Origin of the sequence: Kordiimonas pumila (genome assembly GCF_015240255.1) — a bacterium.
Classification (GTDB): Bacteria; Pseudomonadota; Alphaproteobacteria; order Sphingomonadales; family Kordiimonadaceae; genus Kordiimonas; species Kordiimonas pumila.
Window position 1 is genome coordinate 1862359 of sequence record NZ_CP061205.1, and the last position, 23308, is coordinate 1885666.

Consider the following 23308-nt stretch of genomic DNA (forward strand, 5'->3'; position numbering starts at 1 on the left):
TACGCCCGAGGGTTTACCTCGGGCGTAGGCGTTTCAGGGATGGACAGATACATAATTACGCATTATTAGGTTCACGCGTGAGGTGAGGAATGACAAAAGTTCAGAAGGTCGAAACTGCTCATAAGGCAGGTATTCGGCGTGAAAACGAAGCAAAAATCCTAGCTGCGGCAGAGAGTGTTTTTGCGGAAAAAGGCTTTAAAGGCGCAAGTGTTGGCCTAATTGCCGAGCGCGCTGGCGTGCCTAAACCAAATGTCTATTATTATTTCGGTGCTAAAATTGACCTTTACCGCCGTGTTGTTGAAGATGTGTGCTCTATCTGGCTTCGTGCCGCGGACCTTTTTGACGAAACAGAAGACCCTAAAACCGCTGTTAAAATGTATGTCAGTTCCAAGATGGATCTAGCACGTATGCGCCCACATGGTTCGCGCCTGTGGGCGATTGAAATGGCAAGTGGTGCCCCTTTCATTCAGGATTATTTGCGCGATACGGTAAAGCCTTGGCTAGAGAGCCGCGAGGCAGTGCTGAAACGCTGGATCAGTGAAGGTAAGCTGGCGCCGATTGAGTCCCGCTACCTGTTTTTTATGATTTGGGCTACAACCCAGCACTATGCAGATTTTGAAGCCCAAATTATTGCCATGAATGATGGTTCACCGCTGTCTAATGAGCAGTTTGACAAGGCGAAAGAAACAGTGATTAAGCTTGTGGTGGCCAGCTTGAACCTTGAGCCTGACACTGAATCCTAGTTTTTGTACCCAGCATCTTGTCTGATAATGCCAAGCAACTCGGCTGCTGCTTTTGCCTGCTCATTTGCTTCTTCTTTTGATGCTGGCTTTTTTAAGGGTGTTAAGTAGCCTTCATCATAATCAAAATCTACTCTTTGTGTATTCTCTAAAACCGCAAAGCCGTGTGGGTAATCGTAGCTGCAATTGGCAAGAATAATTGGCTGTTCTTTTGTTTTTGTGGCGGTGTTTTTGCCTTCAATCGTGTTCAGCACAAAGGCTGGTACATCAACATGGCTGCGTACCCTTTTGGGGTTTTGTGATCCCGCCCCAACAACAAGAAAGGGTACCATGACCTGCGTATCTGTGAGCGCATTGCCGTGGCCCACGATACCATCCTCATTAAAGGCTTCACCGTGATCTGCGGTAAGAATAACCAACGTGTTTTCTAGCAGGTTATTCTGCTCCAGATAGGTCATCAAGGTACCGAACTGTGCATCAAATGTCTGGATGGTTTTAAGGTAAAGTTGATAGTTTTCTGCAGTTGATACGGGCAAGCTGAAATTCAGCATATCTTCGGCTTTTGCGTAAGCCCAGTAAGGGTAATGGCTGCCGTAGAAATATGCCAAATGGGCAAAGGGCTGTTTCTGGCTTGTATAAGCGCGCACCTTTTCAATCGTATTTTCAAGAACAAAGCTGTCTGCTTCTGCCCATTTGTCTGCGGGTGCAAGCGTGCGGGATGTGCTTGCTGGTAATAGGGTGGTTGCCAAGTCATACCAGTTTAGCTCGCTTGCTTCACTGGTGGAGATATTCCACCCTGAAGCCTGCATTGTATGCAGGAATGTGTGGGCATAGCCCTTGTGCCGGGCTTCACTAAAACCTGTGGGCAGTTGGCCTGTTAGCAGGCTATAAAAGCTAAAATGCGTGCAATTCGCTACACTGTAATGTTGCAGGTTGAGGCTGCCTCTTTGTGCCCATGCCATTATATTGGGAGCAAGGTTTGGGTCGGCGGCAATATCAGCTGCGCGCAGGCTGTCCATAACAATTAGTAATAGGTTTTTATTGCCGTTTATTATCTGCGTGGGTGCTGTATCTTTTGGGAGTGAGGTTTGCTGGTGTGTTTGGTCAGAAAAAGGGTTTTCTGCGCGCTTGCCTAGAATAGGTGTTAAAAGCTTGATCGCCACATGCGGGTGCGGTGCCGCAAAAAACGGCAAGCTTCGCTTCACTGACATAATTTCAGATGTGCCTGTGAAATAAAACACAGCGTAGCCCGCCTGCGAGATAAAGCCCGCAGCTAAAAGTATGGCGAGAAGCACCCTGCCATTGAGGGTGTAGTTCTTTTTGTGCAGAAATTTGTTACCGTACCATGCGGCGAGTAAAAATGCCCCGGCAAGCACCCCAAAGGATTGTAGCGAAATGCCAATATTGTTGCCTGCATTTTCCTGCAGCAGCAAGCTGATAACAAACCAGTTTGTGTGCAGGCCTGTATAATATTGCAGCAGCAGTTCAACGGTTAAAAGCAAGGTAGCAAGGGCAAATATAAACCGCCCCATACCTTCATGAATACGCCGTGCAAGCACACGAATAAGCAGATAACAGCTAATCAGCAATACGCAGTGCCCAATGGCAACAATCATGGAGCCATCAAGGACAAATGCATTATGTGCTGCCAGCATCACCATGATAGTAATGAAGCATAGTTCAAACCAGCTGTGCTGACGGTTTATCGGTTTCAAAAATTTTGGCCTCTTTTAGGCGGTTATAGGCTTGCCAACTGATTACAAAGAAACTGTGACATTTCATCAATAGCTTCATCCGCTTCTGGTACTCGCGGGTAAAAATGCCAAACATGCCACATGGCTTCAAATACAGCGAGCTCAACAGGAACGCCGGCTTTTTTTGCTGCTCTGGCAAGCCGGGTAGAATCTGACATTAAAATTTCCCGTGTGCCAACATGAATAAGGGTAGGCGGTAAGCCCGTGAGGTCAGCAAACAGTGGGCTGATATAGGGGTGTGTCAACGGATGCTCGCCGGCATAAAGGGCGGCAGGCTCTATCAAACCCTCCACACTAAGCCACGGGTCAGTATAGTGATTGCATGTCTGATGGCTATCGCCGCTGAAAGTCATGTCTGTCCAAGGTGAAATAAGCCCGAGTGCAGCAGGCATAGGAATATTTTGGTCGCGGAGTGCCAGCATGGTGGATAAAGCAAGGCCGCCGCCTGCAGAATCACCGAAAAGGGCAAGGTGTGTGTGGGCTGTACCACTTTCTTGTAAGGCCCTGATAACTGCTACCGCATCGTTTTGTGCGGCGGGAAACGGGTGTTCTGGTGCTAAACGATAATCAATTGAGATTACTTCAAGGCCGCTCTTATCAGCCATGCTAATGGCAATGCTAGCATTAGCCTCGGCAGAGCCAAGCCAATAACTGCCGCCGTGCAGATACAAGAGTTTTTGGGTTTTATTCCTGAGTTTGTTTGGCGTAAAAATACGGCAGGATACACCACCAATTTCTTCTGTTCGAAATGTGTGTTCTATACCAAGGTATGAGGCCGCCGCTTTCCAAACTGCCATGATCCCTTGACGAAAGGCCGCCCTAACGGCTTCATCACGAATATCAACACTGTCTCTTGGGCCCTTTACGTTCTCTAATAGTAGCTTTGTTTCTGCACTGGCCGCAGCCGGTGCAGGTATGATTTTCATATTTAAGGGTGCTGGAGCCAGCATTGGCCCCATAACGTCCTTGAAAAAGGCATTAAATCCTGTCTCTGGCATAATCCCTCCGTTTACCCTAAGCTATTAATGGCCTTCGGCATATGCTTCTACGGCTTGCCAAACCCGAAACAGATTCCCTGACATGATCTTTTCGATATCAGCTTTACTGTAACCACGCTTTAAAAGGCCTGCGATCAGGTTAGTGTATGATGATACATCTTTCAGGCCTGTAGGCAGGCTATCACCAACACCGTCATAATCAGAACCAATGCCCACATGGTCAACACTGGTAAGACTTACGACATGATCAATATGATCCAGTACATCTTCAATATCAGCATAAGGGTAGGGGTGGCTTAGCTTATATTCTTCTTCGAAGGCTTCTAATGTTTCTTCATTTTCTTCAGCGCCGCTTTCAGCAAGGTATGCTTTATAAGCGTCTGACTGGATAGAGCCATATTTGTTTGCTTCTTCAGTCAGGAAAGAGGAACCATAATTGATCATGATAATGCCGTCATGCTCAGCAAGCTTTTTGATCATTTCATCGCTCATGTTTCTTTCGAAACCGGGTGTGAATTTGCGAGCTGAAGAGTGTGTCGCCAGTACGGGCGTAGCTGATACTTCTATTACGTCATAGAAGGCATCATCAGAAATATGGCTCACATCAACCATAATGCCAAGCTCATTCATATGTTGCACAACAGTTTTACCAAAGTCAGAAAGACCATTCCACTGGTGGTGCGGGTCATATGAGCTATCTGATATTTCATTGGATTTTGCATGTGCGAGCGTGATGTAGCGAATGCCGCGTTCAAAAAAGTAATCCAGATTGGCAAGGTCACCAGAGATAGGGGAGCCATTTTCCATACCAAGCGGCAGTGCAATTTTGCCCTCTGCAACCGCAGCCTTGGTTTCGGCAACAGTGCGGACAATGATAAATTTATCAGGTGCTTCTGCTACCATACGCTCAACAATGTCAATCATCGCATCAGCGTTTTGTTTTGCCTTTGGCGTGCCGTCATATTCAGCAGGTGTATAAATTGACATGAAGGGAGCATCAAGGCCGCCAGCAACAGCACGGGGGTAATCAAAGTTGCCTGTTTCAGTGCTTCTACTTGTGTCTTCCCATTTGTCTTTCATGCGGTAAGGCACATCAATATGGGTATCGGCAATAATAATGGAATGCGCAATTTTATCAGCGTCAGCCTGATAGTCATGCTGCGGCGCGTCAGGTGTTTCACTACATGCTGCAGCTAGAATTGATAGGCTTACGATTAGTTTTTTCACAGAATATCCCCCTGCTATAAATATGTTTAAAACATATCTAGCGCATTAGTCTGACAGGGGCAAATACTGTAGTCGCTTTTTAAAGCAGAGCGCTCGCTGTTTGGTAGGTGATAAAACATGCAATATAAGCGATGCCAAAAAGGTAAGCGACCATAAATAGGGGCCACTTCCAGCCACCTGTTTCCCGCCTTGCAACGGCTATGGTTGAAAGGCACTGCGGCGCAAAGACAAACCACACCAAAAATGAAAGGGCAGTAGGAAGGGACCATGCATTATTCAGCACAGTGACAAGGCCAACCTCCAGCATTTCATCGCTGCCTGATAGAGAATAAACCGTACCGAGTGCTGCAATTGCGACCTCACGTGCTGCCATGCCGGGGACAAGAGCGGCGGAGATTTCCCAGTTAAAGCCAATTGGTGCAAAAATATTTTGTAGCCAGCCGCCAATGATACCTACAAAACTGTAGGCTACAGCTGGTTTGTCTGCGCCCTCTGGTGCAACCGGGTATATCGCTAAAATCCATAAAACAATGGTGGATACAAGAATGATGCTGCCTGCTCTTTTCAGAAACAGTCTTGCGCGTTCAAAGAGACCAATAAGGACAAACCGCAGATTGGGCGTTTGGTACTTTGGCAGCTCGAGCATAAAGGTGTCGGCCGTACCTTTAACAACAAATCGCTTAAGAAGGGCTGCAGCAATTAGGGCGGCAACTATTCCGGCAAGATACAGACTAAAAAGCACAAGGCCTTGCAACCCAATACCTATTCCAACCGTTTTGTCGGGTATGAAGGCTGCAATAATAACTGTATAAACAGGTAGCCTTGCAGAGCAGGTCATGAGAGGCGCAATAAGTATTGTGGTTAACCGGTCTTTTTCGTTTGAAATGGACCGCGCGGCCATAATGCCGGGAATAGCACAGGCAAAGCTTGAAAGCAGGGGGATAAAGGCCCGGCCATTTAGACCAACGGCAGACATTAATTTATCCATCAGGAAGGCGGCACGAGCCATATAGCCCGTTGATTCCAATATTAGAATAAAGAAAAATAAAATTAAAATTTGCGGCAAAAACACAACCACAGCACCAACGCCTGAAAGTATACCATCGTTCAAAACACTTAACAGGAAACCATCAGGAAGGGTGTTTGCAAAATATTCCTGCAAGCCGCCAATGCCGGCTTCAATCATGTCCATTGGGGTTTCTGCCCAAGCAAAAACTGCCTGAAACATCGTAAACAGTAAGGTAAAAAGAATGATAAGCCCAATCACTGGGTGCAGCAGTATTTTGTCAAGAATACGGGTGGTTTTGTGGCCTATACCTTCACTGAGTGTCACGTCAGCTGCTATCTTTCGGGCCGCTTTTTGTCTTTGTTTCAGGCTGTCACCGTAGTCGGCACATGATGGTGCTCCAACATTAATAACATGTAGAAGCTGTTCTGTTAGCTCGGGTAAACCTTTTTTGCGAACTGCCACGGTTTCAATGACGGGTATGCCCAATTTTTCCGAAAGCAGCTTGCTATCAATAGCAATGCGTTCGCGGGTTGCCATATCAATCATGTTGAGGGCAATGACAATTGGTAAACCCAGACCGCGTAATTCCAGAACAAAACGAAGGTGTTGTGCCAGATTAGTTGCATCAACAACACATAAAATGGCATCAGGTTTACGCTCAATAGAATGTGTGCCAGCAAGTACTTGTTGGGTTACGGCTTCATCTGGACTGCGCGGCGTTAAGCTGTAGGTCCCCGGTAAATCAATAAGTTCAATTTCAGCGTGGTGCAGAACCTTACCCGTCCGGCGTTCAACTGTTGCGCCAGGATAGTTGGCAACTTTTTGACGCAAGCCGGTGAGGGCATTAAATAATGCAGATTTACCGCAGTTCGGGTTCCCGACTACGGCGACCAAATGGGGTGAACTCATATAACCTGAACCTTGATAAGGTTTGCTTCACTGCGCCTTAAAGCAACAGTCATGGCACCAATACGCACCGCAATAGGGTCTTTACCAAAAGGGCTTTGGTGCAATAATTCTACATCTAGTCCTTCAGAGAAGCCAATTTCCCGTAAACGGTCAATACGATCGCTGGTTTCCAAATCATGTTGGTCTCCAGAAAGTTCGGTTACTTTACCTCGGCTACCAATTAACAGGGCGCCTAAAGGTATGACTACATTACTCAGGTGGTTCATTGAAGGCTCTTGTTTGCAAATGCTTCTTAATATTGTTTTGGTAATACCATGTAAAATTCACTGTAGCAAGCGGTAAGAAGGTTCAGTAATCTAAACGCTATCTGTATTTAACAAAAGGATATGGCCTGTTATGGGGATAGAATACCCAGAAAGCTGGTATGCGGCATCATGTCACGCGGGAGCGCCGCTTGAGGCGCTACAAAGCCATGAGGCAGATGCAGATGTATGCGTTATAGGCGGCGGATATACTGGTTTGTCGGCTGCTTTGGCTTTAGCAGAAAAAGGCCGGAAGGTTGTTTTGCTTGAAGCGGTCCGCATCGGCTGGGGGGCGTCTGGTCGCAATGGTGGACAGTTAATACGAGGGTTTGTGGGCCAAGAGAGAATGGCCAGACATCTCGGCGAATCTTATAAGCAAGAAGTGGCAGATTTAACGTGGGCAGGGCACGATATTGTGCGCGAACGCATTTCTAAATACAGAATTAACTGCGAACTTCACAATGGGTGGCTGGAAGTTGCCCCAACAAAATATCAAGCAAAAGGTCTGGTCGCTTTATATGAAAAATTGCTTAAAAGTGAGCCAAATAAGGAATGGCAGCTTTACGAAAAGCAAGAGCTTCGTGATCTTATTGCAACGGATATCTATGAGGTGGGGCTATTAAGTAAGGCTGATGCACATTTACACCCTTTAAAGCTGTGTCTGGGAATGCGCGACGCATGTTTGGGCGCGGGGGTCAGTATTTATGAAAATAGCAAGGTTATGCGCATTGTGCAGGGGGCTAAGAACTGTGAGGTCTTAACGGATACAGGTAAAGTGTCGGCAAAACATGTAGTGCTGGCCGCTAATGCGCACCATCAGCTTCTGAAGTCAAGGCTATCTGGCTATGCGTATCCTGCGGGTAGTTATATTATTGCTACAGAGCGCCTTCCGGAAGCTATTCTCAATGAAATTAATCCGCATGGGCATGCTATATGCGACACAAAAAAAGTATGTGATTATTTTCGTACTACAGAAGATGGTCGGGTGCTTTTTGGTGGGCGGGTGAATTATTCTGGAAATCGGCCTAAATCAATACAAGCGGCTTTATTGCCGAGAATGCTTAAAGTTTGGCCTCAACTGGATGGGGTGCCAATCACCCATGAGTGGGGGGGTAAACTCGCGGTCCCTGTAACTGAAGTGCCAATTGTTGGGCAAATATCGGACCGGATTTATTATTCTTTTGGGTACACAGGGCACGGCGTTAATACTGGTAACCTGCTTGGTGTTGTTCTTGCTGAAGCAATTACAGGCAGTACAAAAAGGTTTGATATGTTTGTTTCTGTGCCAAAATGGCGTCTGCCATTTGGGCGCTGCATAGGGCAGCAAATGGTTGCTGCTGCAATATTCTACTATAAAATAACCGACAAAATATAAAGGCCAGATATTACTTGCCTGGCCTTTATGTATGATTGGGTATTATGCGATCATTGCTTTTAACATCCACTGTGCTTTTTCGTGGATTGCAAGCCTCCCTGTGAGCAGGTCTGCGGTTACATCATCGCCTGCATCTGCCGCTTTATTGATAATGGGGCGCATACGCTCTGCAACTATCTCGTGGCCTTTTACGAGAGCCTTGAGCATGTTTTCTGCGCTTGCATCTTCATCGCCGTCTTCAATAGTGCCAAGGGCCGCATAAGCTTTATAGCTACCAGGTGCTTTTGAGCCAAGGGCACGGATACGTTCGGCAATGTCATCTACGGCAACAGCCAGATCTGTATATTGCAACTCTGTCAGTGTGTGCACACTGTGAAACATCGGGCCTGTAACATTCCAGTGTACATTCTGCGTTAAAACATACAGTTGAGCAGTTTCTGCAAGTAAAGGTTTCAAGGCGTCAGCGATGGGGTTATTTGTGCTCATTGGTTTATCCTCTTGTTTGTCTCTATAGCCAATATAAGAGTTTTTATAAATTAATCCAATGACAGTTTTTTGTTATTTTAATCGATAAAATCGATTATTTTTGTTGTATATCTTTGTTTTCTTGTTGCCAAATATACCATGAATATAACACGGGTACTGCAACAGTTACGGCGATGATGCTGAAAAATAACCACTTGTAGATGACACCGTTGCCAAAGACCAGTGCGGTTAGTAACAAAGCGAAGCCTCCTGCGACAAAAGTTTTTCCGCCAAGACGGTGGGTTTTACGCCAAACAGTGTCACTGGATAGTGTCCACGGTGTGCGAATGCCGAGGATAAAAGAGGATTTTAATTTGCCAAAATAGTTCCCTATCACGATAAAAAGAAAGCCTATCAGGATTTGAATCGCGTTAATGGATGCTGGCATGCCTTTGGCTGACAAAAGCATGAAAATCTGAAGGCTAAAAAAGAGGGCAAATATGGCGGTTAAGATTGCAGAAACAGCCTTCGGTGAGGCTTTTAAGTTTTCTGCTCGTGGATCAAAAACATTAATTTTACAGGCAATAAGAAGAATAATTACCTGAATAATAGGCAGCACTGTTAAAGCAAGCAGAGGTGAATCATAATTGGTGATAGTGCCGTCAAAATCCCAGCTGGTAGGTACGGCTGTATTAAGGTCGACTGTTAGTATGCCGTATATACCTGCGAGTATTGTGAGGGCAGTTAAAACCAGTGCCCATTTAAAACTAACTTTTTTTTCCACATCAGTCATGAGACTGATCCTCTTCCTCTTTACTGATAGACAGTATAGTAGCGACCATCGCGATCAATTCTTCTGCTACGCTTACATTCAGGCTGTATGTTATTGTTGTAGCACTACGCGATGTAGATACAAGGTCTGCTGCTTTCAAAACGTTAAAATGCCCCGACAGGGTTGATTTCCCAACGTCGAGGCATTCTGCTATTTCCCCCGCTGTCATGTCTCGGGATTTTAGCATCGATAGTATTTTACGCCTGACTGGTGAAGACATGGCGTGGAAAACATCAGACATATTTTTGTTTTTCTATCTATATTTCTGTATTTCGCTAATTAACGAAATATAATCAATTTCAATTGATGTCAACAAAATAAAATCGCCTGATACACAAAAAAAGAGGCAGCTAAAGCTACCTCTTTAAATTTGCATTAAATTACAACTGCTTATTTAAGCTTGCTGCAAGCTTCCTGAATGCGGGTGCAGGCTTTTGTTAATGCTTCGGTTGATGTTGCGTATGAAACGCGGAAATGCGGGCTAAGGCCAAAAGCTTCGCCTTGAACGGCTGCTACGCCGTATTCTTCAAGAATGTAGGTCACAAAGTCTTCATCTGTTGCGATCACTTTACCTGCGGGTGTTTTTTTGCCTAGGCAGCCTGCGATCGATGGGTACACATAAAAGGCCCCTTCTGGTTTAGGGCAAACAATGCCTTCTGACTCGTTCAGCATTTTTACAACCAAGTCGCGCCGCGTTTGAAAGAGCGCTGCGTTTTTGGGGATATAGTCTTGCGGCCCGTTTAATGCAGCAACAGTCGCCGCCTGACTGATCGAGCAAGGGTTTGATGTGCTCTGTGATTGCACTTTTGCAATTGCTTTTATGAGGGCTGCATCGCCGCCTGCATACCCAATGCGCCAGCCTGTCATGGCATAGGCCTTGGCAACACCGTTCATTGTAAGGGTGCGGGGTGCAAGCTCAGGCACAACCTGTGCCATTGTGGTAAATTTAAAACCGTCATAGACAATATGTTCGTATATATCGTCCGCAAATACCCAGACATTCTCATGACGCTTCAAAACTTCGCCTAAAGCTTTAATCTCGGATTCAGTGTAAGCAGCCCCTGAGGGGTTCGAGGGTGAATTGAAAATCAGCCATTTTGTTTTTGGCGTGATTGCAGCTTCTAGGGCTTCTGGGGTCATTTTGAAATTGGTATCAATTGACGTATGCGCAAAGACGGGTGTACCGCCTGCAAGCAAAACAATGTCAGGATAACTTACCCAGTAAGGCGTGGGGATAATGACTTCATCGCCAGGGTTCAAAGTTGCAACCATCGCATTATAAATGGTGTGTTTTCCGCCTGAGTTAACTGTTATTTGGTTGGCGGCATAGGTTAGGCCATTTTCGCGGCGGAATTTTTCAACAATGGCGGCCTTGCAGGCAGGGGTGCCATCAACAGCAGTATATTTTGTTTGCCCGTCTTTGATTGCTTTAATAGCGGCTTCTTTGATGTGATCTGGCGTATCAAAGTCAGGCTCACCAGCGCCGAGGCCAATAACATCTTTACCGGCAGCTTTAAGCTCAGCAGCTTTGGTTGTTACGGCAATGGTTGGCGATGGTTTAACGCGGCTTAGTGATTTTGAAAGAAAAGACATTTCTAGGCGTCCTGCATAAGGGGTGAAAATTCGGCGTTACCATAGGCGCATGCGTTTGGTAGGGCAATGCCAAGTTTATGCAGTGCATCATTTTTTTGTCAGGCTCTTAAAAGGGGAATGGCTTACCGGCCAGGTGATGGGTGTCACCGTGCCGGTAAGCCAGGGGAAGGGTACTGAATACAAACCGGGGAGGGTATAAAAGTATTCAGTACGTATTACCGGGGAGGGTAATATTTAGTATCAAAGAATAAACCGGGAAGGTTAGCTATTCTCTGATGTAATCTCGTATGGCGCCTCCGTGCCTTACGCGCCAGAGGCGCTCATTTCGTTAGAAGGATGATGACAGCGAGAATACCACGCCAGCTTTACCTTCGTTTGTGTCTACGTTTGTATCAATATAGGCTACGCCGATTGAGTATGATTCAAAGTCGTAGTTAACGCCGATTGACCAATCGAATTTATCATCGCCAAAAGCGCCGTCTTCGTATGCAATACGTGTTGCAAAAGAAACTGGTGTATCTTCAAGCGGAATTGACGTGTCCAGATACACATAAATGTTGTCTTGGTCGCCAATGCTGCTTTGGTCCAGTGCATATGCTGCGCCGAGTGTCCAGCCTATAGTGCCAACTGTTCCGCCGATTGACGCATAAGGCTCCCAGTACGTTGTGTCGCTTGAGCCGGGGTATGTATATGCGAGAATGCCGACATCAATGTCGAGCTCGCCGAGTGTTGTAGCATAGCCAGCGTATATATCGAGTTCCAGTTCTGAGCCAGCATATTGCTCAATAGATGAGCCCCAAGTGCCTACATAAAAACCGCTGCTAGTCGCAACGTCGAAACCGCCTTGCAGGGCAATATCTTTGTCAGATAGAGATATGCCGCGGAAGCGGTAGTCAGAAACCAGAGCCGCGTTTGCTGAAAGAGAAACTGCAGGTTCGTCTTGAGCAGCAACTTGTGGTGCAGCCATCAAGGCGATAGAGGCAGAACAAGCAAGTAACACAGCACGTGGCGTCATTCTTTTAGTTATAGGCATTATTGTTTCCTCCAATTTTGTATATGATTTTTTTATCATTTTTTTTGGTAGTGCCTTCTAATAAGCAAAGGGTGTGCCAATTTTTATTGCAAGCTTAATATGCTGATATTAAAGGATAATTTATATTGCCGTAGAAAATTTAAAAAATTAAATGATCAAAAAATAAACAATGATTAAAAAATATGCACAAAAGGTGTAATATTTTGGGCAGGCATGTTGCCCTAAATCAAAGGATGCGGGTATTTCTTAAATAATGCCAATGTGCATTGAAACAAAAAGAGAACATTGATATAGAAATGCCATACCCTTTTATACTATTGTAGTATATCACCTGAACAAGAGCCACGCTGACGTATGTCTGATTTAGAAATTGCGCCTTTAATGTTTAAGCCACACCGACCGGCCCGGCCGGAAAAATCGGAAGGAGGTAAGGCCTTTAAGCTGGTTTCCGAGTTTACACCGTCTGGCGATCAGCCAACAGCTATCAAAGAGCTGGTTGAGGGGATTGAAGGAAAAGAGCAAGATCAGGTTCTGTTAGGGGTCACGGGGTCTGGTAAAACCTATACTGTAGCCAAAGTGATTGAGGCCACACAGCGCCCAGCGCTTATTCTGGCCCCCAATAAAACACTTGCTGCACAGCTTTATGGTGAATTTAAAAGCTTTTTCCCCGAAAACGCGGTGGAGTATTTTGTTTCCTATTATGATTACTACCAGCCAGAAGCTTATGTGCCGCGCACAGATACCTTTGTAGAGAAAGAAGCGTCTATTAATGAGCAAATAGACCGGATGCGCCACTCTGCCACGCGGGCAATTTTAGAACGCGACGATGTGATAATCGTGGCTTCTGTATCGTGCATTTACGGCATTGGTTCTGTTGAAACATACACTGCCATGACCTTCACAGTTAAGACTGGGGATGAGATTGATAACCGCGACTTGCTGCGCCGTTTAGTCGCCATGCAGTACACACGAAATGATCAGGCTTTTCAGCGGGGCACATTCCGTGTGCGCGGTGATGTGATTGATATTTTCCCAAGCCACTTAGAGGACAGGGCATGGCGGCTGATGATGTTTGGCGACGAGGTGGAAGATATTGTTGAGTTTGACCCTCTAACCGGGGAAAAGCTGAAGAGTATGGAAGCGATCAAAATATATGCAAACAGTCACTATGTAACGCCGCGCCCTACGCTGGATCAGGCTGTTAAAGGCATAAAGCACGAGCTAAAGCAGCGTCTTGCACAGTACCAGAAAGATAATCGGTTGCTTGAACTTCAGCGTATTGAGCAGCGTACCACCTTTGACCTGGAAATGATGGAGGCAACGGGGAGCTGTGCCGGTATTGAAAACTATTCACGCTATTTAACAGGCCGTAACCCAGGGGATCCACCACCAACCTTGTTTGAATATATCCCTGAAAACGCCCTTTTATTTGTGGATGAAAGCCATGTTAGTGTGGGCCAGATTAATGGCATGAGCAGGGGCGATGCAAAGCGAAAAGGCACACTTGCGGAATATGGTTTTCGGCTGCCAAGCTGCGTTGACAATCGTCCTCTCAGATTTTCTGAGTGGAACGCTATGCGCCCCCAGACTGTCTATGTGTCGGCGACCCCCGGCGACTGGGAAATGGAGCAAACTGGCGGCGTGTTCACAGAGCAGGTTATTCGGCCCACAGGTCTTGTTGACCCGGAAATTGATATCCGCCCAGTGGAAACACAGGTTGACGACCTGATGCACGAAGCCCGCCTTATGGCAGAGCGGGGCATGCGGGTGCTGGCCACCACCCTCACCAAGCGTATGGCAGAAGACCTGACTGAATACTTGCATGAAAATGGTATTAAAGTGCGTTATATGCACTCAGATATTGATACATTAGAGCGTATTGAAATTATCCGTGATCTTCGGCTTGGGGCCTTTGATGTGTTGGTGGGCATTAACCTGCTGCGGGAAGGGCTTGATATCCCTGAGTGCGGCTTGGTGGCGATTTTGGATGCTGATAAAGAAGGTTTTCTGCGTTCTGAACGCTCGCTTGTGCAAACCATTGGCCGCGCTGCCCGTAACGTGGATGGCCGCGTTATTCTGTATGCAGATAAAATAACGGGCTCTATGGAAGCAGCGATCAGCGAGACAAATCGCAGGCGCGAAAAGCAGGTGGCCTATAATACAGCGCACGGCATTACCCCAACCACCGTTAAAAAGAATGTTGGTGATATCATCGAACATGTTGCCTCTGGCGATTATGTAACAGTTGATCTGGGAACAGATGCCAAGCATTTGGTTGGGTCGAACCTCAAGAAACATATCGAAAGCCTGACTAAACAAATGCACACAGCTGCTGAAAACCTTGAGTTTGAGGAAGCGGCAAGAATTAGGGATGATATTAAAAACCTTGAGGCCGGTGAACTGGGCCTTGGCACCACGCACGGCAAGCCAAAGGGGCGGTCAGCAGGCGGCAAACCAGGCACCCGCACCAAAAAAGCTAAAAGCCACAAAAAGATGTTTTAAGGAAAGCTATGACACGGGATGAATTTGATGTCTTTTGTGCCGGCCTTCCTGCCACTACCCATGTTATTCAGTGGGGGAGTGCCTCTGTTTGGAAGGTGGGCGGCAAGATATTTGCCATTTGTTCCACATGGACGGAGGGCCAGCACGATAAATTCAGCTTCAAATGCACTGATCTCTCGTACCAGATACTTTGTGAATTAGCGGGTATTATTCCAGCACCATATCTGGCACGCGCAAAATGGGTTCAAGTACAGAAACCGGGCACGATTAGTGACGGTGATATGAAAAGCTACATTGAAGAAGCGTATGGTATTGTTGCACGTAAGCTTACCAAAGCAATGCAGCGCGAACTTGGCTTGCTAGATGTATAAACTGACCAGTTTGCAGCAGTCAGATTTTATGGATGTTTTATTGTGAGATAAGGTGCTTCTGATCGGGGGGTGCTATTTTCGCACCGCTATAGACATTTTAAGCATCTTTGCAGCAGACCTTATTTAAGGTTTATAGGTCAATGCTGGCTAATAGGCCGTTTATAGACATGAATACAGGAGCCGACCATATGGCACAGTTTTACGACGATATAACACCGATGCTGCAAAAGTTTATTGAAAAGCAGCCGATGTTTTTTACGGCGAGCGCCTGTTCCTCGGGTCGTGTGAACCTGTCACCAAAAGGCATGGGCGGGTTTCGTATTTTAAACCCGAAGCTTTGCGGCTATATGGATATGGTGGGCAGCGGTAATGAAACTGCGGCTCATATCAAGAATGATGGTCGTTTGACATTTATGTTTAATAGCTATGGCAGGCAAGCCCTTATTGTTCGGCTGTACGGCCAAGGCAGGGTAGTGCGTACTGGGCACCCCGAGTTTGATACATTAGCACCTCTGTTCCCTGAGCGCCGTGGTCAGCGCCAGATTATTTTAATGGATGTTGAGAGCACTCAAACAAGCTGTGGTTGGGGGGTGCCTGAAATGGAATTAATACGCGAACGAAATGCGTATCAAAAGTTTCTGGATAAGACATCGGACGAAAAGATTGTATCCGATATGCAAATTGAAAATGTTTGCTCTATTGATGGCTTTGATACTGGCCTTAATGATTAAGAGCAGGCCTATGAGCCGCAAGCCTTAAAAAAAGCCGGAAGATAACAGAAAATATATTAAAGAACCGCGGCAATTGGTTGCGGGTGCAGAAATTTGGCTTGTTTTCGGGTGAAACCTTAAAGGTTATTGCCTGCAAGGCACTGTACGAGTTTTGCCTGATGCACTAATCAAGAGGCTGCTATGCAAAGGATGCCAGATGTTTTTTCGGCCAGCTTGTTCTATGCTTAATATGTAATATGGCGGATAGCTGCAGGCAAGAGGTATAGAAATGGCTGAATTTTTTGAGTGTATCACCGATAAAATGGCTGAATTTATAAAAGAACAGCCACTGTTTTTTGTTGCAAGTGCGTGTGCGGAAGGTCGTGTGAATGTATCTCCAAAGGGAATGGATACGTTTCGCATTTTAGGGCCTACTCTCTGCGGGTATCTGGACCTTACCGGTAGCGGCAATGAAACAGCAGCCCACATCAAGAATGATGGCCGCCTGACTTTTATGTTTAATAGCTTTGGCAGGCAGGCCCTCATTATACGGTTATTTGGGCAGGGACGTGTACTACGACCAAGCCATTCTGAATTCAACCAGTATGCAGCCCAATTTCCTGTGATGCATGGCTGCCGCCAGATTATTTTGATGGACGTGTCGAGCACACAAACCAGTTGTGGTTATACCGTGCCGCAGATGGAGCTGGTTGCTGAGCGCCAATCACTGATGAAGTGGTCAGCAGGCAAAAGCGATGCAGAACTGCAAGAATACAGGAATATCAAAAACACAAAATCAATTGACGGGCTTGATACTGGCCTGAATGATTAAGTTCATAGAGGGTTTATTCCGCTGGATTGTTGAAATTTTTGCTTGCGGTATCAGTTCGCTGTAGAAGTCGTTTCAAAAAATGTGGCATATGGGGTGTGATACCGCGAATTTTTTTATTCACGCGGGGGAATTTTTTTCTGGTGCGTTTAATCCAACGCAATACCAGTGGGTTAAAGGCTGCAATGGCAAGTCCTGTAGCCATAAGGATAAGCCCTGTTGGTAAAGGCAAAGGAAAGGTAACCGCGCCGACTATAAAAATGGTCAGGCCCGCAGGCAGTGCAGCCCAGCGAAGAATACGTTTGCGGTGCATGTGAACTCCAATACTCATATGCGGCATTTCATACTTTGGAATTGCCAAACTTTTATGAACAAAATGAGGCAGGGTGTTTTTCTGTTCATTTTGAGCTAGTTGCCTTACTGTGCGACTGTTATATTGTCGGGCATTATCTAACTTTGGTTGAGGAACTTTATGGCAAACTTCCTTCAGGTTGATAACCGACTGGTTACAATCAGGACGCGCGTAGACCGTTCTAATGCAGAAACGATAAAAGCTGTTTTAGAAGCTGCTGGTATAAAAACATTTCTGCATTCAGAGCAGGGTGGTATGGGCAATGGCCGTGCAACAGATGTGATGGTGCAGGCCCATAACTGGAAAGCGTCAGAAGAAGCGCTAAAAAATATTACTGTTCTGCCAATAGGCATATTTAATAAGAATATAGACGACGACGGAGAACATATTGATTGTGGCCAATGTGGCTCGCATTTTGTCAGGCCTTATGTTGGTGCTGTACCAACGTTTATACCCGGTATTAAAATTGCTGCTGATAAAGAGGCTGGCTGGTTTTTTTGCCAGCACTGTGGCAGCCATTTCAGGAACAGGAAATCACGATTTGCGGTTTTGCCTTTTGCCTTTGGGCTAGGCTTACTTGCAGGAGCTTTTGTATTGTGTATTTACTGGGTTATCGAATGGCTAAAGTGGCTTTAGATAAGGGACACAAACACCCGTAAAGCATCCGGTACGTCTACAATGGAAAAAGAAATATTTTGCTCTTGCGCCTGATCTTTTGCGAGCTTTAAAAGCCCGGCTCCTGCGGAGTCCATATTTTGTAATTTGGCTAGAGATAACTCAACGCCAGATTTTTCTTCTTTCATCAGTGAAAGAATATTTTTAAAATCTCTGTAATGCTCAAAAACAAGATTTCCATGCAGTTCAATGAGCAGCCCCTTGGTTGAGGTCTTGACCTGATACTCCATATTCCCGCCTTATACACCAGTGAACCCGCGCCGCGGCCAATATTCATGGAATTGAGCAACAAGTAAATAAGTAAATTTTTGTTAACTATAAAAAATGTGTATTTTTAAATAAACACGGAGCCTTGTTATGTTTAATATAAAGCTCCGGCTATTACTTGATGAATAAATGAAAGGTTATAGTAATCAGTGCTTTAATAGCTGAGCTGATCAAATATTTTTGTGTAATCACCATTCCATTCAGTGTTTAGTTTTCTGATAATACGATCAGCAGGCGTTTCCCCTGTTTTTACAGTATCCCACAAGGGGCTTAGGAAGCCTTGCTCCGTTTCGCCGCTGGTGGACAGGGCCTGCCGGTTTTTTAACCCTGTATTGGAAATTGTGAGAACTTCTTTTGCCCAATCTATGAGAGGTCTGCCTTTTAGCTGGGCATTAAGACCTTGTCGCGGGGTATCCGCACGAAGGCTATCCATGTCTTCAATTGACCAGTCTTTTATCAGGTCTAGGGCAGCGTCCTGAGCGGTTTGGTCATAAAGCAAGCCAACCCAAAATGCAGGCAAAGCACAAAGCCGTGACCACGATCCGCCGTCCGCGCCGCGCATTTCTAGGAAAGTCTTGAGGCGTACCTCGGGAAATACAGTTGTTAAGTGGTCTTCCCAATCTTGCAGTGTAGGCAGCTCGCCGGGAAGGGCGGGTAATTTTCCTGCCATGAAATCGCGGAAGGATTGGCCAGACGCATCAATGTAAACACCGTTTCGGTATGCAAAATACATGGGTACATCCAGCATATAGTCTACCCAGCGCTCAAAACCCATACCGTTTTCAAAGACAAAGGGCAGCATGCCGCAGCGGTCAGGGTCTGTGTCAGTCCAGACATGGCTTCTAAGGCTTTTAAAGCCATTTTGTGCCCTCTCACTCACTGGTGAGTTGGCAAAAAGCGCGGTTGCTATTGGCTGCAATGCAAGGCTAACGCGGAACTTTTCAACCATGTCGGCTTCGCTGGCAAAGTCAAGGTTTACCTGAACAGTGCAGGTGCGCAGCATCATATCAAGACCCATGCTGCCTTTTTTAGGCATATAGGACCGCATGATACCGTAGCGCCCTTTGGGCATTATCGGAACGTCCTCACGTTTGAGGGTCGGGTGAAATCCAAGCCCGAGAAAACCGATATTGAGTTCTTCACCAATTTCGCGAGTCAGACGCAAGTGTGTTGATGTTTCGTCGCAAGTGTTATGAATGGTTTTCAGCGGAGCCCCAGAAAGCTCGAACTGCCCGCCCGGCTCAAGCGTAATAGAGGCTCCCGCCTGTTTGGCGGCAATTAGCTTGCCTTTTTCCTGTATAGGTTCCCATCCTCTGTCGACAAAAGCTTGCAAAACAGTTTTGATGCCAGGTTTGTTGTCCTCTGGCTCATAAGCAAGGGGGCTATAGTCAGGGCGGTAGAAAATGAATTTTTCATGTTCTGAACCAATGCGCCAACTGGCACGATCAGGCTTTGAACCTTTTTCCATATAGGCAATGAGATCTGCCTTGCTTTCGATCGGCATGGATTTTTCTGAGTTTATTGAAGCACTGGACATAGGCTTAAGTGTTCCTGAATGATGTTAGAGCCGAACTTAAGTATTGTCCTGCGCAGTTTCAAGCAATGTAATTATACAGTGCAGCATATAAATGCTTAACTATTCAATAATTTGTGACAGCATTATAGCGAAAGCTTTTGCTGGTTTTCTGTATGGCCCACCAGCTGTGGCCTATATGTTGCACTTGGTATGGCACGTTTGCCGGGTAAAAATACTCTTTTCTGGGTAGAAGGCCATATGCATTCCTTAAACGCTTGTCGGAACAGAGCCTATTTCATAAAAAAGCTTATGGCATTTGTAGAAAAAGTGGAGATAAAAATGGCACTTCTGTTGTGCAAGCAGGTTAAAGGGTTCGCTAGGGCGTGTGCTCTGGTGTCTTTGTTAATTTTTGGCATACCTGCTGGGGCTGATGAGGCAGCCACTTCTGTATTGCCAGCGTATAGCCTGCCTTCAACCGAGGTTTGGGATATCACGTCAGCAGAAGAGGCGCCGTACAGAGTTTTTGTTTCGATGCCAGAAGGGCCTGCACCTACTGGTGGCTATCCGGTACTATATGTGCTGGACGGTAACGCTATTTTTGCAAGTTTCGCTGAAGCACGCCGTGTTCAGGAGGCTAGTGCACCTGAGGTGGCACAGTCTATCATTGTTGCTGTTGGCTACCCGACAGACAAAACCTATGATCTTGCGCGGCGCTTATATGACTTTACATCGCCGTACCCCCCAGTGATGCCGCCTTCACAGGAGGCCTTGAAAGATTACAAAGCTGGTGGGCATGAGAAATTTCTTGATTTTCTACTAAATACATTACGACCTGAAGTGGCCACGCGTTATTCAGTTAACCCCCACCGTCAGGCACTTTTTGGGCATTCGCTTGGTGGTCTATTTGCCTTACACGTTCTCTATACACATCCGTCTGCCTTTAATGCGATTATTGCCGCTAGCCCTTCTACTTGGTGGAATGATCAGGAGCTTCTTACTGAAGAACGTGCCTTTACAAAAAGTCTGATGCAGATGAAGATCACACCTCCTATGAGCCGTATTATGGTGGTTGCGGGTGACCTTGAAGCGCATGTTGCGAATGTTTGGGATTCTGAATCTCTTGCCAAGAGACTGGAGCCTCTCTCTGCATATGGCCTTCGTAGTCGGTTTGAGATGCTCGAGGGTGAAACACATTTAACAGTGCCAAGCCGTGCGGTCACTGCGGCGCTCAGGTTCGCTTTTGCACTGCCGTGATGAGGTTTACCAATCCCCCAGAGCTGATTGCCACAGTGCGAGTGCAGACATAGCCGCAGTGTCTGCACGTAATATTCGGGGGCCAAGGGCAACAACAACTGTATTCGGGTGTGCTTTTATTCGCGCACGTTCTTCGTCTGTAAAGCCGCCCTCTGGCCCAATAAAAATGGCCCAAGGTGAAACAGAACCTTTTGTTTCTGCGCTTCTCAAGGCATCATGTGCTGCCACGCCAGATAGGTCTTCGTCGCAGAACATTATTTTGCGTTCATCTGGCCATGTATCTAAAAGTTTATCGAGCTTTACAGGATCTGCAACTGTGGGAACGGTTAGCCTTTCACACTGCTCAGCGGCTTCAACGGCGTTTGCTTGCAGGCGTTCTTCTTTAACGCGGTCAACAATGGTTCTTTGTGTATAAACAGGCTGTAGGTGACTTGCACCCAATTCAGTGGCTTTCTGGGCGATAAAATCAAGGCGCGCTTTCTTGATGGGTGCAAAAACAAGCCAAAGATCAGGTTCTGGTATTTGTTCTTTTGTTTGATGCATAATTTTTAAAGTCACAGCCCGTTTGTGTGCTTCAGTAATTTCAGCAGACCATTCCCCGTCTTTACCATTAAAAAGGGCGACAGTGTCTCCCGCTTTAAGACGCATTACATTTGCAAGATAATGTGATTGGGCCTGAGACAATGCCACAGTTACTGATAAAGCAAGGTTGGTGGCATCTTCAATAAACAGGCGAATGAGCGTTTTTGTACGCATTAGCATTATCTTTCAGTATTTTTGATGAGTCTATATGAAGCGTTCAAAATGGGTCGTCAATCATTGAGATGCGTAATGTAAAAAATTATTGACATTTAGTCTGTTATTTTTTACACAAAATATGTATGTAATACTTTACCTAATGTAAGGATTTTTTGACATGTGTTTTTATGAAAAAAGTGCGATAGCAGCGCTCTCTTTATCAGTTTTAGTATTTGGTGCTTATTTTGTTTATGTTCTAACCGGTCTGCCCACAAATGGCAGTATGACTTTATCTGTGTATGTGCCTTATCTGGTGGGTGTTGTCGTTCTGTTTATAATTCTCTCAATTATTATGCAGGTTATCATTACAATTTGTACACCTAAAGACGAAATGGATGAAGCCGGGAAATTAGATGAACGCGACAAGCTTGTAATTAATACAGGCAGTAGCAATGCAAGTTATATTTTGTATACAGGCATTATTGCAGCAATTTTTGCGCTTGTTTACGAGATGTCTGATTTTTGGGTGGCCCACATTCTTTTGGGTGCATTGGTATTGTCTGATATTGTTCGCCACGTTTTGGTCCTGTTTATGTACAGGCGGGGCATGTAATGGCAAAAGAGACAAATATATCTAATGAAATACGAGGTTTGCGGTTTCATGCGGGTGAGATGACACAAGCAGAGCTTGCCAAGCGGGTAGGTGTTTCGCGGCAGACAATTATAGCGATTGAACAGGGTCGTTATTCACCGTCTCTGGAAGTCGCATTCCAAATTGCGCTTGTTTTTAAGGTGCCGATTGAAGAAGTGTTCCAGTATTCACTGCCTGCTAACCACTAAATCTCTCTACATCTTGTGTTCAAAGGCTTGACGGCAGCTGCTAAGCCAGCCACATAGTGTATTCATGAAAAGGTGGGTGCTTATATATGGTTGAAGCCGTAAAAACAGCAGATGCTGTTCAGGGTAGTTGGGTATATAGACATGCTCCGGCTCATTTTCGTCCTTATCTTAAATTAGCGCGCCTCGACCGGCCTGTTGGGGCATGGTTGCTGCTATGGCCTTGCTGGTGGTCACTTGCTTTATCCATTACAGGACCCTTTGAGCTACTTCATGCTTGGTATCTTGTACTTTTCATGGTTGGCGCATTTGTTATGCGCGGCGCAGGGTGTACCTATAACGACATTATAGACCGCGACTTTGACGGTCAGGTTGAGCGAACACGCTCTCGACCCATACCTGCAGGCGAAGTGACTGTGCGCCGTGCAGCTGTTTTTGCCGCAGTACAGTGCCTGATTGGGCTGATTATCCTTTTGCAGTTTAATTGGTTTGCCATTGCGGTAGGGGCGGCTTCCTTACTGCTGGTGGCAGGCTATCCCTTTATGAAACGCTTCACATACTGGCCGCAAGCTTGGCTTGGCCTTACTTTTAATTGGGGCGCGCTTATGGGAGCTGCGGCGATAACCCATACTATTCCCCTTTATGCTGTGGCCCTGTATGTAGGTGGACTGTTCTGGACGCTGGGTTATGATACGATATATGCCCATCAAGATAAGGAAGATGACGCTCTAATCGGTGTAAAATCAACAGCTTTGGCGCTAGGTACTAACACCAAACCAGCCCTTTTGGTTTTTTACGGTCTTTTTACAATTTGCCTGATTATAGCAGGAAGTCTTGCAAATCTCTCGATAATCTATTACATCGGCACCGCGCTTGCGGCCACCCACCTCGGCGCGCAGGTCTTAAGGGTCGATATAAATGAGCCTGAAGCCTGTCTGGAAGTTTTCCGCTCGAACATTGCTTTCGGCTGGATTGTGTTTGCTGCTGCTATTATGGGACAGCTTACATAACTTGTGCTGA

Annotated in this window: 25 protein-coding genes; 11 read left to right on the forward strand and 14 right to left on the reverse strand. The window is 46.0% G+C overall.

Translation table 11 applies throughout. The features are described from left to right. The first annotated feature begins 89 nt into the window (after positions 1 to 89). Positions 90 to 743 carry a TetR family transcriptional regulator C-terminal domain-containing protein gene (locus ICL80_RS07870; RefSeq protein WP_194215545.1) on the forward strand — a complete coding sequence of 218 codons (654 nt, stop codon included), beginning with the start codon at positions 90 to 92 and terminating at the stop codon, positions 741 to 743. On the opposite strand, the gene ICL80_RS07875 is transcribed toward ICL80_RS07870, so the two are convergent. The 5 genes from ICL80_RS07875 to ICL80_RS07895 all read right to left on the reverse strand — a co-directional run bounded on the left by ICL80_RS07875 (position 740) and on the right by ICL80_RS07895 (position 6903). Continuing rightward, complete coding sequence (locus ICL80_RS07875; protein ID WP_194215547.1) at positions 740 to 2455, reverse strand: sulfatase-like hydrolase/transferase; 1716 nt, start codon at positions 2453 to 2455, stop codon at positions 740 to 742. The genes ICL80_RS07870 and ICL80_RS07875 overlap by 4 nt on opposite strands. A gap of 23 nt (positions 2456 to 2478) precedes the next feature. After that, complete coding sequence (locus tag ICL80_RS07880; protein WP_194215548.1) at positions 2479 to 3492, reverse strand: alpha/beta hydrolase; 1014 nt, start codon at positions 3490 to 3492, stop codon at positions 2479 to 2481. Between the two features lie 24 nt (positions 3493 to 3516). Then, a complete protein-coding gene (locus ICL80_RS07885; protein WP_228073856.1) occupies positions 3517 to 4719 on the reverse strand; it encodes a dipeptidase in 1203 nt (400 codons plus the stop codon). Positions 4720 to 4798: 79 nt separating this feature from the next. Continuing rightward, on the reverse strand, positions 4799 to 6637 hold the full coding sequence (feoB, locus tag ICL80_RS07890; RefSeq protein ID WP_194215550.1) for a ferrous iron transport protein B: 1839 nt from the start codon (positions 6635 to 6637) through the stop codon (positions 4799 to 4801). Continuing rightward, on the reverse strand, positions 6634 to 6903 hold the full coding sequence (locus ICL80_RS07895) for a FeoA family protein (RefSeq protein ID WP_194215551.1): 270 nt from the start codon (positions 6901 to 6903) through the stop codon (positions 6634 to 6636). The genes feoB and ICL80_RS07895 overlap by 4 nt, the downstream gene beginning before the upstream one ends. Positions 6904 to 7033: 130 nt before the next feature. On the opposite strand from ICL80_RS07895, the gene ICL80_RS07900 reads away from it, so the two are divergent. After that, positions 7034 to 8314 carry an NAD(P)/FAD-dependent oxidoreductase gene (locus ICL80_RS07900; RefSeq protein ID WP_194215553.1) on the forward strand — a complete coding sequence of 427 codons (1281 nt, stop codon included), beginning with the start codon at positions 7034 to 7036 and terminating at the stop codon, positions 8312 to 8314. 42 nt (positions 8315 to 8356) lie between these two features. Here the strand turns inward: ICL80_RS07900 and ICL80_RS07905 are convergent, their stop codons facing one another. The 5 genes from ICL80_RS07905 to ICL80_RS07925 form a co-directional block, all read right to left on the reverse strand. Continuing rightward, the gene (locus tag ICL80_RS07905; protein WP_194215555.1) at positions 8357 to 8800 is read right to left on the reverse strand and encodes a Dps family protein; all 444 of its coding nucleotides are present in this window, start codon (positions 8798 to 8800) and stop codon (positions 8357 to 8359) included. A gap of 94 nt (positions 8801 to 8894) precedes the next feature. Continuing rightward, positions 8895 to 9572 (reverse strand): SdpI family protein, encoded by a 678-nt coding sequence (locus tag ICL80_RS07910; RefSeq protein ID WP_194215556.1) that lies wholly within the window; start codon positions 9570 to 9572, stop codon positions 8895 to 8897. After that, on the reverse strand, positions 9565 to 9852 hold the full coding sequence (locus ICL80_RS07915; RefSeq protein WP_194215558.1) for a metalloregulator ArsR/SmtB family transcription factor: 288 nt from the start codon (positions 9850 to 9852) through the stop codon (positions 9565 to 9567). The genes ICL80_RS07910 and ICL80_RS07915 overlap by 8 nt, the downstream gene beginning before the upstream one ends. 149 nt (positions 9853 to 10001) lie before the next feature. Continuing rightward, positions 10002 to 11204, reverse strand: a complete 1203-nt coding sequence (locus ICL80_RS07920) for a pyridoxal phosphate-dependent aminotransferase (RefSeq protein WP_194215559.1) — start codon at positions 11202 to 11204, stop codon at positions 10002 to 10004. 328 nt (positions 11205 to 11532) lie between these two features. Continuing rightward, positions 11533 to 12237, reverse strand: a complete 705-nt coding sequence (locus tag ICL80_RS07925; RefSeq protein ID WP_194215560.1) for a TorF family putative porin — start codon at positions 12235 to 12237, stop codon at positions 11533 to 11535. Between the two features lie 354 nt (positions 12238 to 12591). On the opposite strand from ICL80_RS07925, the gene uvrB reads away from it, so the two are divergent. The 4 genes from uvrB to ICL80_RS07945 all read left to right on the forward strand — a co-directional run bounded on the left by uvrB (position 12592) and on the right by ICL80_RS07945 (position 16652). Continuing rightward, positions 12592 to 14739, forward strand: coding sequence for an excinuclease ABC subunit UvrB (gene uvrB, locus ICL80_RS07930; protein ID WP_316242970.1), 2148 nt, complete (start codon positions 12592 to 12594; stop codon positions 14737 to 14739). 8 nt (positions 14740 to 14747) lie between these two features. Next, entirely contained in the window at positions 14748 to 15110 is a 363-nt protein-coding gene (locus tag ICL80_RS07935) for an MmcQ/YjbR family DNA-binding protein (RefSeq protein ID WP_194215561.1), read from the forward strand. Between the two features lie 188 nt (positions 15111 to 15298). Next, the gene (locus ICL80_RS07940; RefSeq protein ID WP_194215562.1) at positions 15299 to 15841 is read left to right on the forward strand and encodes a pyridoxamine 5'-phosphate oxidase family protein; all 543 of its coding nucleotides are present in this window, start codon (positions 15299 to 15301) and stop codon (positions 15839 to 15841) included. A gap of 268 nt (positions 15842 to 16109) precedes the next feature. Beyond that, positions 16110 to 16652, forward strand: coding sequence for a pyridoxamine 5'-phosphate oxidase family protein (locus tag ICL80_RS07945; protein WP_194215563.1), 543 nt, complete (start codon positions 16110 to 16112; stop codon positions 16650 to 16652). A 13-nt stretch (positions 16653 to 16665) separates the two neighbouring features. Here ICL80_RS07945 and ICL80_RS07950 read toward each other — a convergent pair whose 3' ends face one another. Continuing rightward, positions 16666 to 16980 carry a hypothetical protein gene (locus tag ICL80_RS07950; protein ID WP_194215564.1) on the reverse strand — a complete coding sequence of 105 codons (315 nt, stop codon included), beginning with the start codon at positions 16978 to 16980 and terminating at the stop codon, positions 16666 to 16668. 141 nt (positions 16981 to 17121) lie between these two features. On the opposite strand from ICL80_RS07950, the gene ICL80_RS07955 reads away from it, so the two are divergent. After that, positions 17122 to 17637, forward strand: coding sequence for a hypothetical protein (locus ICL80_RS07955; RefSeq protein WP_194215565.1), 516 nt, complete (start codon positions 17122 to 17124; stop codon positions 17635 to 17637). On the opposite strand, the gene ICL80_RS07960 is transcribed toward ICL80_RS07955, so the two are convergent. Both ICL80_RS07960 and ICL80_RS07965 read right to left on the reverse strand, forming a co-directional pair. After that, positions 17634 to 17906 carry an STAS domain-containing protein gene (locus tag ICL80_RS07960; protein ID WP_194215566.1) on the reverse strand — a complete coding sequence of 91 codons (273 nt, stop codon included), beginning with the start codon at positions 17904 to 17906 and terminating at the stop codon, positions 17634 to 17636. The genes ICL80_RS07955 and ICL80_RS07960 overlap by 4 nt on opposite strands. Positions 17907 to 18097: 191 nt before the next feature. Beyond that, positions 18098 to 19480, reverse strand: coding sequence for a glutamate--cysteine ligase (locus tag ICL80_RS07965; RefSeq protein ID WP_194215567.1), 1383 nt, complete (start codon positions 19478 to 19480; stop codon positions 18098 to 18100). A gap of 318 nt (positions 19481 to 19798) precedes the next feature. Here ICL80_RS07965 and ICL80_RS07970 point away from each other — a divergent pair, with 318 nt between their 5' ends. Then, positions 19799 to 20713, forward strand: coding sequence for an alpha/beta hydrolase (locus ICL80_RS07970; protein WP_194215568.1), 915 nt, complete (start codon positions 19799 to 19801; stop codon positions 20711 to 20713). Positions 20714 to 20719: 6 nt separating this feature from the next. Here the strand turns inward: ICL80_RS07970 and ICL80_RS07975 are convergent, their stop codons facing one another. Further along, on the reverse strand, positions 20720 to 21469 hold the full coding sequence (locus ICL80_RS07975; protein ID WP_194215569.1) for a 16S rRNA (uracil(1498)-N(3))-methyltransferase: 750 nt from the start codon (positions 21467 to 21469) through the stop codon (positions 20720 to 20722). A gap of 160 nt (positions 21470 to 21629) precedes the next feature. On the opposite strand from ICL80_RS07975, the gene ICL80_RS07980 reads away from it, so the two are divergent. The 3 genes from ICL80_RS07980 (at position 21630) to ubiA (ending at position 23298) form a co-directional block, all read left to right on the forward strand. After that, positions 21630 to 22064, forward strand: a complete 435-nt coding sequence (locus ICL80_RS07980; RefSeq protein ID WP_194215570.1) for a hypothetical protein — start codon at positions 21630 to 21632, stop codon at positions 22062 to 22064. Then, a complete protein-coding gene (locus ICL80_RS07985; RefSeq protein WP_194215571.1) occupies positions 22064 to 22291 on the forward strand; it encodes a helix-turn-helix transcriptional regulator in 228 nt (75 codons plus the stop codon). The genes ICL80_RS07980 and ICL80_RS07985 overlap by 1 nt, the downstream gene beginning before the upstream one ends. 86 nt (positions 22292 to 22377) lie before the next feature. Next, positions 22378 to 23298 carry a 4-hydroxybenzoate octaprenyltransferase gene (gene ubiA / locus ICL80_RS07990; protein WP_194215572.1) on the forward strand — a complete coding sequence of 307 codons (921 nt, stop codon included), beginning with the start codon at positions 22378 to 22380 and terminating at the stop codon, positions 23296 to 23298. Positions 23299 to 23308 lie beyond the last annotated feature (10 nt).

What these genes read in the sequence shown, in the direction of transcription:
- ICL80_RS07945 (WP_194215563.1), top strand. Translation starts at nt 16,110, where the DNA reads ATGGCTGAATTTTTTGAGTGTATCACCGATAAAATGGCTGAATTTATA.
- ICL80_RS07950 (WP_194215564.1), bottom strand. Translation starts at nt 16,980, where the DNA reads ATGAGTATTGGAGTTCACATGCACCGCAAACGTATTCTTCGCTGGGCT.
- ICL80_RS07970 (WP_194215568.1), top strand. Translation starts at nt 19,799, where the DNA reads ATGGCACTTCTGTTGTGCAAGCAGGTTAAAGGGTTCGCTAGGGCGTGT.
- ICL80_RS07900 (WP_194215553.1), top strand. Translation starts at nt 7,034, where the DNA reads ATGGGGATAGAATACCCAGAAAGCTGGTATGCGGCATCATGTCACGCG.
- ICL80_RS07910 (WP_194215556.1), bottom strand. Translation starts at nt 9,572, where the DNA reads ATGACTGATGTGGAAAAAAAAGTTAGTTTTAAATGGGCACTGGTTTTA.
- ICL80_RS07895 (WP_194215551.1), bottom strand. Translation starts at nt 6,903, where the DNA reads ATGAACCACCTGAGTAATGTAGTCATACCTTTAGGCGCCCTGTTAATT.
- ICL80_RS07920 (WP_194215559.1), bottom strand. Translation starts at nt 11,204, where the DNA reads ATGTCTTTTCTTTCAAAATCACTAAGCCGCGTTAAACCATCGCCAACC.
- ICL80_RS07940 (WP_194215562.1), top strand. Translation starts at nt 15,299, where the DNA reads ATGGCACAGTTTTACGACGATATAACACCGATGCTGCAAAAGTTTATT.
- ICL80_RS07980 (WP_194215570.1), top strand. Translation starts at nt 21,630, where the DNA reads ATGTGTTTTTATGAAAAAAGTGCGATAGCAGCGCTCTCTTTATCAGTT.
- ICL80_RS07960 (WP_194215566.1), bottom strand. Translation starts at nt 17,906, where the DNA reads ATGGAGTATCAGGTCAAGACCTCAACCAAGGGGCTGCTCATTGAACTG.
- ICL80_RS07975 (WP_194215569.1), bottom strand. Translation starts at nt 21,469, where the DNA reads ATGCGTACAAAAACGCTCATTCGCCTGTTTATTGAAGATGCCACCAAC.
- ubiA (WP_194215572.1), top strand. Translation starts at nt 22,378, where the DNA reads ATGGTTGAAGCCGTAAAAACAGCAGATGCTGTTCAGGGTAGTTGGGTA.
- ICL80_RS07935 (WP_194215561.1), top strand. Translation starts at nt 14,748, where the DNA reads ATGACACGGGATGAATTTGATGTCTTTTGTGCCGGCCTTCCTGCCACT.
- ICL80_RS07965 (WP_194215567.1), bottom strand. Translation starts at nt 19,480, where the DNA reads ATGTCCAGTGCTTCAATAAACTCAGAAAAATCCATGCCGATCGAAAGC.
- ICL80_RS07880 (WP_194215548.1), bottom strand. Translation starts at nt 3,492, where the DNA reads ATGCCAGAGACAGGATTTAATGCCTTTTTCAAGGACGTTATGGGGCCA.
- uvrB (WP_316242970.1), top strand. Translation starts at nt 12,592, where the DNA reads ATGTCTGATTTAGAAATTGCGCCTTTAATGTTTAAGCCACACCGACCG.
- ICL80_RS07870 (WP_194215545.1), top strand. Translation starts at nt 90, where the DNA reads ATGACAAAAGTTCAGAAGGTCGAAACTGCTCATAAGGCAGGTATTCGG.
- ICL80_RS07985 (WP_194215571.1), top strand. Translation starts at nt 22,064, where the DNA reads ATGGCAAAAGAGACAAATATATCTAATGAAATACGAGGTTTGCGGTTT.
- feoB (WP_194215550.1), bottom strand. Translation starts at nt 6,637, where the DNA reads ATGAGTTCACCCCATTTGGTCGCCGTAGTCGGGAACCCGAACTGCGGT.
- ICL80_RS07955 (WP_194215565.1), top strand. Translation starts at nt 17,122, where the DNA reads ATGGCAAACTTCCTTCAGGTTGATAACCGACTGGTTACAATCAGGACG.
- ICL80_RS07905 (WP_194215555.1), bottom strand. Translation starts at nt 8,800, where the DNA reads ATGAGCACAAATAACCCCATCGCTGACGCCTTGAAACCTTTACTTGCA.
- ICL80_RS07915 (WP_194215558.1), bottom strand. Translation starts at nt 9,852, where the DNA reads ATGTCTGATGTTTTCCACGCCATGTCTTCACCAGTCAGGCGTAAAATA.
- ICL80_RS07925 (WP_194215560.1), bottom strand. Translation starts at nt 12,237, where the DNA reads ATGCCTATAACTAAAAGAATGACGCCACGTGCTGTGTTACTTGCTTGT.